At 64.3% G+C, this 15,143-nt stretch carries 18 protein-coding genes; 12 read left to right on the forward strand and 6 right to left on the reverse strand.

Features of this window, described 5'->3' with window-relative positions; genetic code table 11:
- The first annotated feature begins 896 nt into the window (after positions 1–896).
- Both BDOA9_RS28505 and BDOA9_RS28510 read left to right on the forward strand, forming a co-directional pair.
- Positions 897–1,151, forward strand: coding sequence for a FitA-like ribbon-helix-helix domain-containing protein (locus BDOA9_RS28505; RefSeq protein WP_025037353.1), 255 nt, complete (start codon positions 897–899; stop codon positions 1,149–1,151).
- Complete coding sequence (locus tag BDOA9_RS28510) at positions 1,148–1,561, forward strand: type II toxin-antitoxin system VapC family toxin (RefSeq protein WP_025037354.1); 414 nt, start codon at positions 1,148–1,150, stop codon at positions 1,559–1,561. The genes BDOA9_RS28505 and BDOA9_RS28510 overlap by 4 nt, the downstream gene beginning before the upstream one ends.
- A gap of 23 nt (positions 1,562–1,584) precedes the next feature.
- On the opposite strand, the gene BDOA9_RS28515 is transcribed toward BDOA9_RS28510, so the two are convergent.
- Positions 1,585–2,148, reverse strand: a complete 564-nt coding sequence (locus BDOA9_RS28515) for an SET domain-containing protein (RefSeq protein ID WP_025037355.1) — start codon at positions 2,146–2,148, stop codon at positions 1,585–1,587.
- 162 nt (positions 2,149–2,310) lie between these two features.
- Here BDOA9_RS28515 and BDOA9_RS28520 point away from each other — a divergent pair, with 162 nt between their 5' ends.
- Positions 2,311–2,916 (forward strand): hypothetical protein, encoded by a 606-nt coding sequence (locus BDOA9_RS28520; RefSeq protein ID WP_025037356.1) that lies wholly within the window; start codon positions 2,311–2,313, stop codon positions 2,914–2,916.
- 4 nt (positions 2,917–2,920) lie between these two features.
- Here the strand turns inward: BDOA9_RS28520 and BDOA9_RS28525 are convergent, their stop codons facing one another.
- Entirely contained in the window at positions 2,921–3,649 is a 729-nt protein-coding gene (locus BDOA9_RS28525) for a TetR/AcrR family transcriptional regulator (protein ID WP_025037357.1), read from the reverse strand.
- Between the two features lie 107 nt (positions 3,650–3,756).
- On the opposite strand from BDOA9_RS28525, the gene BDOA9_RS28530 reads away from it, so the two are divergent.
- From BDOA9_RS28530 to BDOA9_RS28555, 6 genes are all read left to right on the forward strand, one after another.
- Positions 3,757–5,154 (forward strand): carotenoid oxygenase family protein, encoded by a 1,398-nt coding sequence (locus BDOA9_RS28530; RefSeq protein ID WP_025037358.1) that lies wholly within the window; start codon positions 3,757–3,759, stop codon positions 5,152–5,154.
- 40 nt (positions 5,155–5,194) lie between these two features.
- Positions 5,195–5,470 carry a hypothetical protein gene (locus BDOA9_RS28535; protein ID WP_340162399.1) on the forward strand — a complete coding sequence of 92 codons (276 nt, stop codon included), beginning with the start codon at positions 5,195–5,197 and terminating at the stop codon, positions 5,468–5,470.
- 88 nt (positions 5,471–5,558) lie between these two features.
- Complete coding sequence (locus BDOA9_RS28540) at positions 5,559–6,113, forward strand: inner membrane-spanning protein YciB (protein ID WP_025037360.1); 555 nt, start codon at positions 5,559–5,561, stop codon at positions 6,111–6,113.
- Positions 6,114–6,219: 106 nt separating this feature from the next.
- On the forward strand, positions 6,220–6,516 hold the full coding sequence (locus tag BDOA9_RS28545; protein WP_025037361.1) for a hypothetical protein: 297 nt from the start codon (positions 6,220–6,222) through the stop codon (positions 6,514–6,516).
- Between the two features lie 16 nt (positions 6,517–6,532).
- Positions 6,533–7,453, forward strand: a complete 921-nt coding sequence (locus BDOA9_RS28550) for a hypothetical protein (RefSeq protein WP_025037362.1) — start codon at positions 6,533–6,535, stop codon at positions 7,451–7,453.
- 195 nt (positions 7,454–7,648) lie between these two features.
- A complete protein-coding gene (locus tag BDOA9_RS28555; RefSeq protein WP_025035894.1) occupies positions 7,649–8,803 on the forward strand; it encodes an IS4 family transposase in 1,155 nt (384 codons plus the stop codon).
- Between the two features lie 86 nt (positions 8,804–8,889).
- Here the strand turns inward: BDOA9_RS28555 and BDOA9_RS28560 are convergent, their stop codons facing one another.
- Complete coding sequence (locus BDOA9_RS28560; protein ID WP_025037363.1) at positions 8,890–10,557, reverse strand: fumarate hydratase; 1,668 nt, start codon at positions 10,555–10,557, stop codon at positions 8,890–8,892.
- A gap of 199 nt (positions 10,558–10,756) precedes the next feature.
- On the opposite strand from BDOA9_RS28560, the gene BDOA9_RS28565 reads away from it, so the two are divergent.
- The 3 genes from BDOA9_RS28565 (at position 10,757) to BDOA9_RS38260 (ending at position 12,193) form a co-directional block, all read left to right on the forward strand.
- The gene (locus tag BDOA9_RS28565; RefSeq protein WP_025037364.1) at positions 10,757–11,065 is read left to right on the forward strand and encodes a Kazal-type serine protease inhibitor family protein; all 309 of its coding nucleotides are present in this window, start codon (positions 10,757–10,759) and stop codon (positions 11,063–11,065) included.
- Between the two features lie 167 nt (positions 11,066–11,232).
- Positions 11,233–11,706, forward strand: coding sequence for a hypothetical protein (locus BDOA9_RS28570; RefSeq protein ID WP_025037365.1), 474 nt, complete (start codon positions 11,233–11,235; stop codon positions 11,704–11,706).
- A gap of 313 nt (positions 11,707–12,019) precedes the next feature.
- The gene (locus BDOA9_RS38260; protein WP_192859624.1) at positions 12,020–12,193 is read left to right on the forward strand and encodes a hypothetical protein; all 174 of its coding nucleotides are present in this window, start codon (positions 12,020–12,022) and stop codon (positions 12,191–12,193) included.
- A 67-nt stretch (positions 12,194–12,260) separates the two neighbouring features.
- Here the strand turns inward: BDOA9_RS38260 and BDOA9_RS28575 are convergent, their stop codons facing one another.
- The 3 genes from BDOA9_RS28575 to BDOA9_RS28585 all read right to left on the reverse strand — a co-directional run bounded on the left by BDOA9_RS28575 (position 12,261) and on the right by BDOA9_RS28585 (position 15,009).
- The gene (locus tag BDOA9_RS28575) at positions 12,261–12,968 is read right to left on the reverse strand and encodes a glutathione S-transferase (protein ID WP_025037366.1); all 708 of its coding nucleotides are present in this window, start codon (positions 12,966–12,968) and stop codon (positions 12,261–12,263) included.
- A 201-nt stretch (positions 12,969–13,169) separates the two neighbouring features.
- Positions 13,170–13,850: a lectin gene (locus tag BDOA9_RS28580; RefSeq protein WP_025037367.1), complete on the reverse strand. Its 681-nt coding sequence runs from the start codon at positions 13,848–13,850 to the stop codon at positions 13,170–13,172.
- A 145-nt stretch (positions 13,851–13,995) separates the two neighbouring features.
- On the reverse strand, positions 13,996–15,009 hold the full coding sequence (locus BDOA9_RS28585) for a Tim44 domain-containing protein (RefSeq protein ID WP_025037368.1): 1,014 nt from the start codon (positions 15,007–15,009) through the stop codon (positions 13,996–13,998).
- Between the last annotated feature and the right edge of the window lie 134 nt (positions 15,010–15,143).

The following is a 15,143-nucleotide window of genomic DNA, read 5'->3' on the forward strand; positions in this document are numbered from 1 at the left end:
GGTGATGCCGGTCGCCCGGCCTTCCCTGCGCGGATGGTTTTAACGGTGTCCTTCGTGCTCTTGTGTCCGCAAAATCTGCCAGAATGCGCGAACGGGCGGTTCTCACCCAACAACGCGGCAGCGACCTCCTCGCGCACTGTCCCGAGCTCAGACCCCGGGCGTCAGGACCACACGACTTCTCCGTCCGCGGACGATCTGGCCTCAGTATCCGGGGCCCGGTGTGCGCGCCCCCGACCATCGACCAAACCGCTGTGACCGCGCCGTGTCGTATGCGCATCGCCTGAGACTCACGGTTGCCCGCCCTGTCTTCAAGCAAATCGCGCCGGCGCTACCGCGTCCACCGCACCCCGGCCCGCATCTCGTGACGATCGCGAAGCGCCCCTCTGGCAGGGCCGGGATGGCGGATATATGCCATAAATCCGAAATTCGGGAAAGTGATACTATTTTTGCGCGGAGGGATTGACGGGTTTTGGGTGTTTTGCCCAACGCCTCGCGCCGTGGCGCTTCAAGTCATCCAAGGGTTTGCAAGCGCTTCATCGGTGATAATGTATGACCTGGTCCGACCACACCCCAAGCGGGGCGGCAGAGGATCGTCCTCAACCAACCACCACTTGCCGTCAGATTTCGCCAGATCCTCACGGAGGCGAGACCCGTTGCATTTTTGCTCGCCTGCATGGACGGCAGTGACATAGAGAAACATCAACAGCATGCAGGAAGATAAATTTGGATTCATGGCGCATGCACTCATTGTCGGCTCACGATCTAGTAGGCCGCGATTTGAGCAAGCTTTTCGTTTCCAGGAAAAGCGGGAGCGACCATTAAGTCGCGGCCTCTTGAAAAATGCTATCAAAATGTGTATTTGATATCATCGCCATCGATCTCTGGAGGATGCCATCATGGCCGCGGTCACCATCCGAAACCTTTCCGAGGAAACGCATCGCGCGCTGAAAGTTCGCGCGGCGCAGCACAATCGCAGCGCGGAAGCGGAAATGCGCGCCATTCTGGAGGCCGCCGTGCGTCCGGAGGGTCGGCTGAGGCTCGGCACCACCCTTTCGGAGATGAGCCGGAAAATCGGCCTTACCAATGCCGACGTCGAAGCGCTCGAGCATGGCCGCGGCGCGCGTCCCGCCCAGCCCATGCGCTTCGAATGATCCTACTCGATATCAATGTGGTGTCGGAGGCAATGAAGCCCGAACCGCATCCATCAGTTCGCGGCTGGCTCGACGCCCAGGCGGCCGAGACCGTGTTTCTCTCCAGCGTCACGATTGCCGAACTGTCGTTCGGCATCGGCGCGCTGCCGCGCGGCAGGCGCAAGGATAGGTTGGCAGCTGCGCTCGACGGCGTGTTGGAGCTGTTCTCGGCCCGCATCCTGCCCTTCGATACGACAGCTGCGCGGCGATATGGCGATCTCGCCGTGAAGGCGCGTGCGGCGGGAAGAGGCTTCCCCACGCCAGACGGCTACATCGCCGCGATCGCCGCGGTGCAGGGATTCGCCGTGGCATCGCGCGACGCGAGCGCATTCAAGGCTGCCGGTCTGAAGATAATCAATCCCTGGGCCTAGCAGCCCGTAAGGGTCTTTTGCGCTTACGCCTTCGCGCGGCCGACCTTGCCGGGGAAGTGCTTGCCGTTCAGCTTCTTCTTTCTCGCGGCGGCGGTCTTCGCGCCCGCCTTCTGGGCCTTGCGCTCGGCGCGCGCCTTCACCTTGGCGCGTTCGGCCCTCGCCTCGGCACGCAGCTTCTTGCGCTTCTTCTCGCAGGAATCGCATTTGCAGCCGATCGGCTTCAGATAGGCTTTGAAATAGTCGGTGCCGTAATCGTAGTTGATCTCGTCGCCCGGCTCGATGTTCCTGATGGCGCGGATATAGACCTTGCGCTCGCGCGGCCGGACGTCCGATTCCGCGTTGGGGCGGCAGGAATGGTTGATGTAGCGCGCGAGGTTCTTGCGCACCGAGCCGTCGATGGTCCAGCGCCCGTTGAGCTCGAACAGATATTTGTTCTCGATCTCGTCCTGCTCGGGGATCCGCGAGTCCAGGATCGGTCCGTAATAACGGATGATCCGGGTCCCCTTCTTGATCGGCTTGGTGGCGAAGAGGCCGAGCCCGGTCTTGGAGCGGCCGACGCGATAAGGTTTGTTCGAGGTGGCTGGCATGATCTGGAGAATGAGAACGCGAACGAGGCTGCACGGCTTGAGGCGAAGCCGCTCTTCTAGAACGATTCCGCGCCGCTGTCAGGTCTGTCGCGTCCCTGTTTGAACCTTGCCCACAATCAAGACGTCTGATGGTACGGAGTTCCCACTGCATCGAAGCCGCCTATGAACCGCATGACCAGCATCGGCCTGGCTGTCCTGATGGCCTGCATCGGCCTGAGCCGCGCCGACGCCCAATCCGTGGGCAGCAGCTACACCTCGACGGCACCAAGAGATTGCCGGCAGATCGGCAAGCCCAGCACGCTCGACGGCAGCAGCACGCGGGTTTGTCCGGGCAAGGACGGCCTGATCGTGCTGATCGCCGAGGACGACCTCCGCGAGATCGTCTCGGTCGGGCGCAGCCGCAAGGCGGCAGCTGAGGAACCGGCGGCAAAAGTCTGGTTCGCGCCGTTCAATTCGTCCGAGGCCACCATCGAATGGCGCGCCGCCGGCACAAAGCCGTTTGCGGTCATCCAGCGCTGGCACATCGCCGACAATGCCGATCCCGACAAGCAGGGGCGGCCGAACACCAAGGCCATGCTGGTCGTGACCCGGCTGCCGCCGGGCCCGGTCTGCCATGTCGCCTATGTCGATGGGATCGCCAACCCGAACGCCAACGAGCTCGCGCGCAAGGCCGCCGACGATCTCGCCCGCGGCTTTGCTTGCGGCAAGGACGCGGTCAAGATCATCGGCGCGCGCGGCCGCGCCGTCGAGCTCGCCACGATGCGATAATCAGCTAGATGGGAAGCCTCGGCGTCACAGGCAAAGTCAGCATCGCCTCGAGCAGCCGCTCGGCGGTCGTTCCCTCCGGCAGCCGCGCGAGAATGTCCTTCAGCCGTCCGTCGAGCAGCAGCATGGTGAAGCCGTGCACCAGCGACCAGGCGCGCGCGATCGCGGCGCCCTGGTTCAGCGTCAACGCATCGCCGCTGATCTGCTCCTGCCGCATCATCCCGATCGCATTGGCAAGTCCGGCGAAAGACGCCTCGGCCGCCTCGTGCAGCGACGGCCGGGAATAATCCAGCCGCTCGGTGCGGAACATGATGCCGTACATGCCGGGATGGGCCTGCGCATAGGCGATGTAGGCTTTCGGCCGCGCCAGCGCGGCTTCGAGCGGCGTGGTGGCGGCATCGCACGAAGTGGCCATGACCACGTTGAACTGGCGGAAGCCGACGGCCGCGAGCTCGCTGAGCAGGCCCGTCAGGTCGCCGAAATGATGGGTCGGTGCAGCATGCGAGACGCCGGCCTCGCGCGCCACCGCGCGCAAGGTCAGGCCGGCAAGCCCGTCGCGCTCCAGCACCCGTTCGGCGGCCTGGAGCAGCGCTTCGCGGAGCGCGCCGTGATGATACGGCGTCTCGGTCTTGGCGCTTCTCGCGCGCCGCGAAGTGCGCGGTGCCGCGGTCGAGGTGGTTTTTTTCGGGGTCCGCGGGCTTCGCGCCGCGTCGCCCTTGGTGTCTGTCTTGGCCATTTGCAAGCTATATGACGCAATATTGACAGTGTAAAGATTTCACTTGACGAAAGCTGCGATCGGGTCTATCCAATCTTTACGATGTAAAGATTGGGGGAGGATTCGCCGTGCAGAATGATGCCATGGCCGAGCGCCGCAACAATATCGCGCCGATCCCGTTCGAGGCCGACGCGCCCTTCCTGAAGATCGTCGGCGAACTGCCGCGCGAACTGAACGGGGTGCTCTATCGCAATGGCCCCAATCCGCAGTTCGATTCGCCCGGCGCGCACTGGTTCGTCGGAGACGGCATGCTGCACGCCTTTCATCTCGAGAACGGCCGCGCCAGCTACCGCAACCGCTGGGTCCGCACGCCGAAATGGCTGGCCGAGCACGACGCCGGCCGCGCGCTGTTCGGCGGCTTCGGCCGCAAGCTGCCGGATGCGCCGGCAAACCTGACCGACGGCGGCGTCGCCAACACCAACATCATCTTCCACGCCGGCAAGCTGCTGGCGCTGGAAGAAGCGCATCTGCCGACGGAGATCGAGCCGGGCACTCTGGCGACGCGCGGCTATCACAATTACCAGGGCCGCATCGCCGGCAGCTTCACCGCGCATCCGAAGATCGATCCCGTCACCGGTGAGCTGGTGTTCTTCGGCTACAATGCCGCAGGTCCCTTGACGCCTGCCCTCTCCTACGGATCGATCGACGCAACAGGCCAGGCGACGCGCTTCGAACGGTTCGAGGCGCCCTATGCCAGCATGGTGCACGACTTCATCGTCACCGCGAACCATGTGCTGTTTCCGATCCTCCCCATCACCGGCAGCATGGAGCGCGCGATGAGCGGAAAGCCGCCCTATGCCTGGGAGCCGGACAAGGGCGCCTATGTCGGCGTGATGAAGCGCAGCGGCACGGCCAAGGACATCGTCTGGTTCCGCAGTGAGGCCTGCTACGTCTTCCACGTCATGAATGCGTGGGAGGACGAGGGCCGCATCGTCGCCGACGTCATGCAGTTCGAGGAGGCGCCGCTGTTTCCGCATCCGGACGGCCGGCCCACCGATCCCGAGAAGTCGCGCGCCCGCCATTGCCGCTGGACCTTCGATCTCTCGGGCAATACCGACCGCTTCCAGCAGACGTATCTCGACGATCTCACCGGCGAATTCCCGCGCATCGACGACCGCCGCGCCGGGCTGAAGAGCCGTCACGGCTGGTACGCCTGCGCCAATCCGAAGCTACCGATGTTCGGCGCGCTTTCCGGCATCGTCCATGTCGACGGCAACGGCAGGCGGCTCGGCCAATATTTGCTGCCGGCCGGCGACACCATCTCCGAGCCCGTTTTCGTCGAACGATCCAAGGATGCCGCCGAAGGCGACGGCTGGCTGCTCGCGGTGGTCTGGCGCGCCCGCGAGAACCGCAGCGACCTCGCCGTGTTCAATGCCACCGACATCGAGGCCGGCCCGGCGGCCTTGGTGCAGCTCGGCCATCGCGTGCCCGACGGCTTCCACGGCAATTGGGTCGGCGCGGCGTAGCCCTGATCATGCCGGGGCGCGCCGCTTCGCGCGAACCCGGATGACGAACAAGGAGTTTTCCATGCACATGCCCTCGATCACCGCAGGCGCGCTTGTCCTCCTCGTCCTGACCGGCGCGGCGCTCGCGTTCCAGGTGATCCGGCTGCGGCAAAGTTGCCATACCGTCTTCGACGGCGGCATCCTGCTCTGTCTCGGTCTGCTGGCCGCCGCCACACTGCCGCTCGTGCCCTGGGCCGAATTGGCCGATACGGCATTGGGCCATGTCGTTGCGGCCCTTCACCTCCTGGAAGTGGCTTACGTCGTTTTGACACTGTAACTTCACAAAATGGTATCCGGAGTATCGCCAGATCAAGTACGGTAGGCCCGCCCGCGCATTTGCCGACGCACCCTGAACAGGATTGACGATGAAGGACGTATTCGCCCGTCTCGGCTCCGATCTCTTCTCTGCCATCCTCTTCCTGGTCGTCTACCTCGTCACCGACAACGTCATCCTTGCAACGTCGGTGGCGATCGCCGGCGCGGTTGCGCAGGTGATCCATGCCCGCATCAAGGGACAGCAACTCAACTACATGACCTATGCGAGCCTCGCCCTCGTCGTCGGGCTGGGCGGGATCACGCTGCTGACCCATGATCCCCGCTTCATGATGGCGAAGCCTTCGATCGCGCATTTCGCGATCGGCCTCATCATGCTCAAGCGCGGCTGGATGATGCGCTACATGCCGCCACTCGTCGTGGAAACCGTTCCCGAATATGTGACGGCCGCGGGCTATGCCTGGGCGGTGCTGATGTTCGTGATCGGGGGCGGCATGATCGTGGTCGCCTCCACGGGCGATCTGAAGCTGTGGGCGTTCTATCTCACGGTGGTCGCCGGCGGCGCCAAGATCCTGGCCTTTGCCGTGCAGTATGTCGTCCTCAGGCTCATCGTCACCAGCCGCCGGCGCGCCGCCGCCCGCGCCTGATTGGACGATCGCAGGGTTAGTCAGGACCTGGGAGTTGGGCTATAGGCTCGCTCGAGGACGGCCCGCGGATCGTCGTGGACCGCCGCAAATTGTTCGGGAGACGGGAATGGCCGTGGACGGCAACTGGAATCTGACCATGACGACGCCGATGGGCGAACAGCAGGCGACGCTGAGCCTGAAGGCTGCGGGCGCCACGCTCACGGGCACGCTCGGCGCGCAAGGTAATACCACCGAGATCTTCGACGGCACCGCCTCCGGCGACAACGTCTCCTGGAAGGCCTCGATCGACAAGCCGATGCCGCTCACGCTCGAATTCACCGGCACGGTCTCCGGCGACAGCATCAGCGGCGAGATGGGAATCGGCCCGATGGGCAGCTTCCCGTTCACGGGCACGCGGGCGTAAGCCGCGCGCGGCATCGATGCGTGCGCTCTCACTCATTGCGGCGGCGGTCCTGGCTGTCGCAGCACAGGCCGCGCGCGCGGATGACACCGAACCGGCGTGGCGCGCAAGCGCGCTCGCTTTGGTGCCGGCAGGCTATGTTGCCGGCACCGCTTATCGAACCGAAGGTTCGACCGGCTATCTTGCGGTCTACCCTGCGACATCGAACGATCCGAAGAGACCGGCAAGCGCCTTTGCGCCGCGCCAGGCTCTGGTCGTCACGCTGACGGCGAATGCGACGCGGGCAATGTCAGCCGAGCTGAAACCGCGCGCCGAGCCGGATCCTGACAACGACGACAACGATTTCGCCAGGCTGCACGCCGAGCTCGCCGCCAAGCGCGCGACGCTGCCTGTCGGCACCGAGCCCTGCGATCTCGGCGCCTGGTCCATCGACAAGGACCCGGGCGGACTCAACGTGCGCGCCGAGCCGTCGGTCAAGGCGCGCGTGCTCGGCACCTTGCCGCCGCCCTACCGGCTGAAGCTCGGCGGCGCCGAGAACACGCCCGAGGGCGGCTGGCTGACCGAATTCCGCATCATCGGCTTCAGGGACGGCTGGTTCCTGATCGAAGGCGCGAAGCCGCCGGGCAAGGACTACGAGGACGAGAAGCGATATCCGCGCAACGCGCCAAAGCCCTATGCCGGCCGTGGCTGGGTCGCCTCGAACAAGGTCGGCGCGGCCTATGCCAATGGCGCCACACGCATGGGCGGGCTGTTCCAGGCGCCCTTCGTCGATGCCGAATGGGTGCCGGCCAAGCGCGAGCTCGGCGGCGAGATCGACACCGACGGCGGGCCGAAGCGCATCTTCGCCTGCAGCGGGCTCTGGGGCCTGGTCGAGAGCCACGACGGCGTCCGCGGCTGGTGGCGCGCGCTGTGCTCCAACCAGGTCACGAATTGCAGTTAAGGCGCTGAAGCATTGGCTTCGTCATGGCCGGGCTTGTCCGGCCATCCACGGCTTCTTCGCGGCACCAAGAACGCGGATGCCTGGGACGAGCCCACGGCTGTCCGGTTTAATTTTCGTGGACAGGGCGCATGGCGTGGATTCTTCTACGGTCTTGAGCATCGCCAAATGTTCGAGACACGCCAGGAGAGTCCCGCCATGCGCCACCACAATACAGTATTTCACGGCATTCTGAACTTGGTGCCGTGGGGTGTTCTGGACCGGCTTGTGGACAGGTACCAGGCCAATAAGCGGGTGCGGCGGCTCAGCACACAGGATCAGTTTGTTGCGATGCTGTACGCGCAGCTTTCGGACGCCCAGAGCCTCCGATCGATCGAAGCATCCTTCGAGAGCCATGCCGCACGGCTCTACCATCTCGGAACCAAAGAGCTGTCGCGCTCGACCTTGGCTGACGCCAACGCCAGGCGGTCCAGCGCGGTCTTTGCCGAACTGTTGGCGGTGCTGATGGGCCGCTGCGAACGTGATCTTGCCGATAAACTGGCCGAAGCGGTGTATCTGGTCGATTCGACCGGCTTTCGGCTGAACTCTCTGAGTTCCGATTGGGCGCGGTTTTGCTCCGGCGTGCATGGGGTCAAGCTGCATATCGTCTACAATCCCGACAGTGAGCTTCCGAGCTTCGCCGAACTGACGCCCGCCAACGTCAACGACATCACCGTCGCCAAGGCCATGCCGATCCGCCCCGGGGCCACCTATATCTTCGACCTCGGCTACTACGATTATGGCTGGTGGGCTGAGCTCGACGCTGCGGGATGCCGCCTGGTGACACGGCTCAAGGTCAACACGCCCCTGAGCGACACGATCGAGAACAAGCTGCCTGAAGGCTCCTGCGCGCTCTCCGACCGCATAGGTCTGTTGCCTGCACGGCAAGCAAAGTCCCGCAAAAACCCCTTCAGGGATCCGGTGCGCGAGATCACGGTTCGCACCGAGACCGGCAAGATCCTGCGCATCGTGACCAATGATCTCGATGCCCCGGCCGACGAGATTGCTGAACTCTACAAGAGGCGCTGGCAGATCGAGCTGTTCTTCCGCTGGGTCAAGCACACTCTCAAAATCCGTCACTTCTTCGGCACGTCCGAGAATGCCGTGCGCATCCAGATCGCCATCGCGCTGATCGCCTTCCTGCTCTTGCGTTCGGCCCACAAAGCACAACAAAGCGTCGAGAACCTTCTGATCTTCACCCGCCTGGTCGCTCAAAATCTCATGCAGCGGCGGCGGATCGATCACCTTCTCGACCCACCGCCCCCAATTATCAAAAATGACCGCCAGATGAGCCTAAGACTATGCCAAGTTTAAACCGGACAGCCGTGGGACGAGCCCGGGCATGACGATCATTGTTACGGCACGAGCACTTCCCCCGCGCGCGAGTGCGGGTGAAGCAACTAGCCCAGATTCAACTCCTTGAAGAAGTCGTTGCCCTTGTCGTCGATGATGATGAACGCGGGGAAGTCGACGACCTCGATGCGCCAGATCGCTTCCATGCCGAGCTCGGGATATTCGAGCACCTCGACCTTCTTGATGCAGTGCTCGGCGAGGTTCGCCGCCGCGCCGCCGATCGAGCCGAGATAGAAGCCGCCATACTTCTTGCAGGCCTCGCGCACGGCCGGCGCGCGGTTGCCCTTGGCCACCATCACCATCGAGCCGCCGGCGGCCTGGAACTGGTCGACGAAGGAATCCATGCGGCCCGCGGTGGTCGGGCCGAACGCGCCTGATGCATAGCCCTCGGGCGTCTTGGCCGGACCGGCGTAGTAGACCGGATGGTTCTTGAAATAGTCCGGCAGCGGCTCGCCCTTCTCCAGCCGCTCGCGCAGCTTGGCATGGGCGCTGTCGCGCGCGACGATCATGGTGCCGGTCATCGAGACCCGGGTCTTGATCGGGTGCTTCGAGAACGTCGCGAGGATCTCCTTCATCGGCTGGTTGAGGTCGATCTTGACGACCTCGCCGCCGAGCGCCTCTTCGACCTCAGGCAGATATTGTGCCGGATTGTGCTCGAGCTCCTCGAGATAGACGCCGTCTTTGGTGATCTTGCCGAGCACCTGGCGGTCGGCCGAGCAGGACACGCCGAGGCCAATGGGGAGCGAAGCGCCGTGGCGCGGCATGCGGATCACGCGCACGTCGTGGCAGAAATATTTGCCGCCGAACTGCGCACCGACGCCGAGCGACTGCGTCATCTTGTGGATTTCCTTCTCCATCTCGACGTCGCGGAAGGCGTTGCCGTCGGGCGAGCCGTGCGTCGGCAACGCGTCGAGATAGCGGGCGGAGGCGAGCTTCACCGTCTTCATGCACAGCTCGGCCGAGGTGCCGCCGATCACGATGGCGAGGTGATAAGGCGGGCACGCGGCGGTGCCGAGCGTCAGAATTTTCTCTTTGAGAAAGGCGAGCAGCCGGTCCTTGGTCAGCACCGAGGGCGTCGCCTGGAACAGGAAGCTCTTGTTGGCAGAGCCGCCGCCCTTCGCCATGAACATGAACTTGTAGGCGGTTGCTAAGTCCCCTTGGCCCTCGGCGTAGATCTCGCACTGCGCCGGCATGTTGTTGGCGGTGTTCTTCTCCTCGTACATCGAGAGCGGCGCGACCTGCGAGTAGCGCAGATTGCGGCGGAGATACGCATCGCGCGCGCCTTCGGACAGCGCGGCCTCGTCGTCGCCGTCGGTGATGACATTGCAGCCCTTCTTGCCCATGATGATCGCGGTGCCGGTGTCCTGGCACATCGGCAGCACGCCGCCGGCGGCGATGTTGGCGTTTTTCAAGAAGTCCAGCGCGACGAACTTGTCGTTCGGGCTGGCCTCGCCGTCCTCCAGGATCGAGCGGAGCTGCTTCAGATGGCCGGGGCGCAGATAATGGTTGATGTCGCCGAAGGCCGCCTCCGACAGCGCCCGCAGCGCCTCGCGCGACACCACCAGCATGTCCTTGCCGAGCACCTTCTCGACCCTGACGCCCTCGGACGAAATCTTCTTGTAGGGCGTCTCGTCCTTGCCCAGCGGGAACAGCGGGGTGTGCTTGTAGGGCGGAACGGGCTTGGACTGGTCGGGAAAGGCGGTCGGAGCGTTCATGGGGCGTGTCTCAGGGTATGGGGGTCGGGTCCAGCCCGACATCTAGAGTCCTTCTAAGCATTTTTGGCACAAAGGAAAGGGAAGCAACTCACCCACGGAGACCCGAATATCGGCAATCATTGCGGCGCATGTATTTTAGATGTAATCTTAAGTTGTTTCATCGGCGACATTTCTGACGAACGAACAATGGGAGGCAATCATGAGCATGCGGCTACTCGCTTCGGCGATGACGGCGTTGATGATCGCGATACCCACGGGCGCGCACGCGGTCGGCCCCGGCAAGCAATGCGGCACCATTGCCGGCATTCAATGTGATGCCGGTCTGTTCTGCCAGTTCAAGCCCGGGACCTGTGGTGCCTTCGATCTCGAAGGCGTTTGCACCAAGAAGCCGAGGTTCTGCACCAGGGAGTTCCGCCCTGTCTGCGGCTGCGACGGCAAGACGTATGGCAACGATTGCGAGCGCCGAGCCGCCGGTGTCTCGCTGCGAAGCCAGGGGAAATGCTACTGAGCTCGGCGCATGACGCCGGAGGCTGACAACGGACGCCTCCTGCGTCGTCCGGCACGCATCCGGATCGAGAAGCCGCGCCCCACGTCTTCGAGCTGTATTTGCCGCGCTTCGCCCTTGCGATTTGCGTCGGCCGACGCTTGAATGCGCGCCCTAAGGGGCTTTTCATCATGACATTGAACTTGAACGTCCGCGGCGCGATCCTGGTCGCCGCCGCCATCATCGGCCTTGTGGCTCTCACCTCGCCTGCCCGTGCCGATCGCTGCGACGACAGCACCAAGGAGCTGGCGAACCAGGTTGACCGTCTCAAGGTGAATTTCCGCGCCGCCAACGTCGTCTATCTCACGCACCCGGCGGCCAAGGAGCTGTCGGTCGGCTGCCGCGGCGACAAATATTCGATCGAGCTCTACGCCAAGGGCGATCGCAAGCCGAAGCCGGAGTTCTACACGCTGGTCGGATCGATGGCGGCGATCGTCTTCACCGTGACCAAGGACGACACCACGACGGGCGCGACGCGCTGCCTGAAGCGGATGGGCCTATTGCGCGGCGACAAGGTCACCATGCGCTACCGCCGGCTCAACATGGAATGCACCCGCACCAAGACGGAAGCGTCCATCGCGATCACGCGCGGCAAGGACGAATAGGGCGGAGACTCTGCTCCGCGCTCGCTGCGAATATTGGTGCAGATATAGCGCGACGCAGCTGGCCACGTACTCCGTCATTGCGAGCGAAGCGAAGCAATCCAGAAATCTCTCCGCGGAGACAGTCTGGATTGCTTCGCCGCAAGGGCTCCTCGCAATGACGGGGAGAGGCCTGGTCGGCCCGTTTGCACCGCGCGGATGAGACAAATACACCGCCTCCACCCCACCAATTCCCTCGCATTTTAACGGTTGGCTTGAAGGAAATTTCGCTCCTCGCAGGGCAGGCTTGATTGTTTCCATATGTGAGGATTTGCGGATGAAGGTTTCCACCGTTGCGCCCCCGCCGATCGCGATCGTGGTTCCGAACTACGACACGACCAAGTCGCAGGACGATCAGACCAAGGTCAAGGACGAGGACCCGACCTTCAAGCCGCAGCCGCCGGCGCCGCTGCCGCCGGGTCAGGGCACGCGGATCGACCAGCTCGCCTGATCATGCGTCCCGAGGCCGAAGCGCCCGATCCGGTCGATCGGGCTTTTGGCGTGTCCAGCCGCATCGACTATCGATCCAGCTCGCGATAGCGGCGGAAGATGCCCTGCTCGTTGAAGGGAATGCGGCGCTCGCTGGCGAGATAGGCCTTGATGTTGGGCCGCGCGGCGACGCGCTCGTGCAGGCCGACGAGGCCCGGGACGCCCTTCTCGAACGTCTTCATGCGTTTGGGGAAGGCATAGCGCAGCCCCTCGACGATCTGGAACAGCGAGAGGTCGACATAGGTCGGGCGGCGACCGGTGACATAGGCGCCGCCGTTTGCGGCGAGAAGCTGCTCGAAATAGCCGAGATATTTCGGCACCCGCTCGCCCCAGAACTCGTCCGTGCGCTTCTTCGCCGGCGCCTTCTGGTCCTCGTAATAGAGCGAGGGCCCGAGCGGATGATGGGTGTCGTGGATCTCGACGACGAAGTCCGTGATCGTGAGCTGAAGCTGGTGCACCCAGAGCCGGCCGGCTTCCGTCTTCAGCGCGAGCCCATGGCGGGCGCCGAGATAGAGCAGGATGTTGGCGGTCTGGCCGATGACGAGCTTGCCCGCTTTCAGGAACGGCGGCGCAAAGGGCGGCGTGCCCTTCTGCACGTCCATCATCTTCATCATCGTGGCCACCCCGCGCGGACCGCGCGCGACGTCGACGTAAGCGGCGCCCGCCTCCTCCAGCGCCAGCCGCACATATTCGCCGCGGCCCTGGATCTCGGGCCAGTAGTAGAGCTCGTACTTCATGGGAGAGGTCCGTGAACGTGGAGGCGATCGGACCAATGTAACATGTGGCTGAAGGTTCCGTCAGGGTGAGGCGGAACGGCCGCGCAACATACGCCGTCATTGCGAGCGTAAGCGAAGCAATCCAGAGTCTTTCCGCGGAAATTGTCTGGATTGCTTCGTCGCAAGAGCTCCTCGCAATGACGGTGGAGAGAACTCAGCGCCTCAATTCGCAGCGAAGCAGTACAGCAGCCCGTCGCCGCCGGTGGTCTTCAAATCGGCCTGCGAGCAGCCGCCGTCGGGCCCGCGCGAGGGGTGAGAGCTGTTCCAGGATTTCGAGGGCTCGTCGTCGCCCAGACCCCGGCGATCGAAATGGCCGACCATCGCAGCGCCTTGCGTGCTCGACGTCCAGTTCTTGCAGGTGCGATCGTCCGGCCCGGCAAACGCGGTGCCGTCGGCCTGCGATCCCGTGAGGATATCGTGCCGGTTCGGCTGGTCGCCGGCACCATTGATGACCTCGCCCTTTTCGCTGAGCGCGGTCTGCTTGGAGAGATTGTTCGTGGCGCCGTGCAGTTCGGCGACGTCCTTGGCAATCACCGTGCCCTTGGCGTTCTGCCACGGCCCCTTGCCGATGCGATCCTTGGCGTTGATGGCCGGCTTGCCGTCGGCGGCCTGGGTCGAGAGATAGGCGCGCCAGGTCTTTGTGCCGGCGCCGGCGGCTTGTGCGAGCTTCTGGCAATGCGCGTCGGCTCCTTCCAGACCGCCGAGGTCGGCGCCCTTGCCTGGACCGTTGGAGGTCACGAAGAAGGTCATGTCGGCCGACTGCGCCTGCGCCGAGGGGGCAGCAAGCAAGACCATGGCCAGCGCAACACTGGACATCGTCATGGATTTCTCGATACGGATCATCCTCTCCTCCCAAAGTTGTTTTTGTTCGCCGCCTGACTTCAACCCGGGGCACCCCCGCTTATTCCGATGCCGTGCTGCGAGAGGCCCAAAAGAAAAGGGCGCCGTGCGGAACGCACGACGCCCTGGTTTCTCCTATCGCGAGCGATCAGCTGGTCTGCTGGATCGCCGACAATTCCCAGCCGGTGCCCGGCCGGCGGGCGAAGGTCCAGATCTCGGTCGCCTCGCCCGGCTGCTCGCTGCCGGCGACGATTGCGCCGGTGTTGCGATCCACCGTCTTGTCGGTGAGCGCGAAGCGCAGCGCCACCGTGGCGTAGTCGGTCTCGCCTTCGCGCCAGGCTTCCGCGAGGTCGCCCTGCAACAGCTTCACATCCGTGACCTTGTTGAGCACGTTGCGGGCGCGGTTCTGGGCGAGGTCCTGCTCGAAATAGGAGACCATTTCCGGCGTCGCGAGCGTGTGCAGCTTGGCCACGTCCTCGTTCGACCAGGCCGCCTGGATCTCGCCGAGCAGTCGCTCGAACGCCTCGTAGTCATCCGGCTTGATCTCGAGCGGCGCGTTGTTGGCGCCGAAGCCGAAGCCACCAAGGCCGCCGCCAAGACCACCACCGAGACCGCTGCGATAGTTCGTCTGCGGTCCGGGCGCCGCGCCGGACTCAGCATTGGCGTAAGCCGCCCGCGGGGCGTGACGGCGCTGCCACCAGGACATCGCCAGCCGCACCACGAGCACCACCAGCGCGATCTGGATGATCAGGCCGATGATCGAGGACAAGCCGCCGAGGCCGCCGAACAGTCCGCCACCGAACAGCATGCCGAGCAGGCCGGCGCCGAGGAAGCCGGCCGCAAGGCCGCCCATGAAGCCGCCGGCGCGGCCGAACAGGCCGCCGCGCGCGGGCGCGGAAGCAGCCGAGTTCATGCCTGCACCCGGCTGAGTGTAGGTGCGGTTGAACTGCGAGGCCGAGCCGGGCGCCGTCGTGGTCGACGGCGGGGCCGAATAGGTGCGCGAGCCGCGTGAACCGGACGAGCCGCCGCCGCCGACGCGCGCGTCAGCGGACGAGATCGCCAGCGCAGTCGGCAGCGCAAGCGCCAGCACGACGGCGATCGTCTTGAAGAGAGTGCGGGATCGTTGCGAGAAAGTCATGTGCGTTTCCCAAATCCCCGGCATGGGGACGTGCCCCTAAGATGGGCAGACTTCCCGAAAAGTGAAGCCGGTTTCGAAACCCATGGCTGCGGCCCTCAGTCGCGGGGATGTGGCAAAAGCTCATATTTGGCGGGGGTTTGGCCGGGGATGCGCGGGGA

Source organism: Bradyrhizobium sp. DOA9, from assembly GCF_000617845.2.
GTDB lineage: Bacteria > Pseudomonadota > Alphaproteobacteria > Rhizobiales > Xanthobacteraceae > Bradyrhizobium.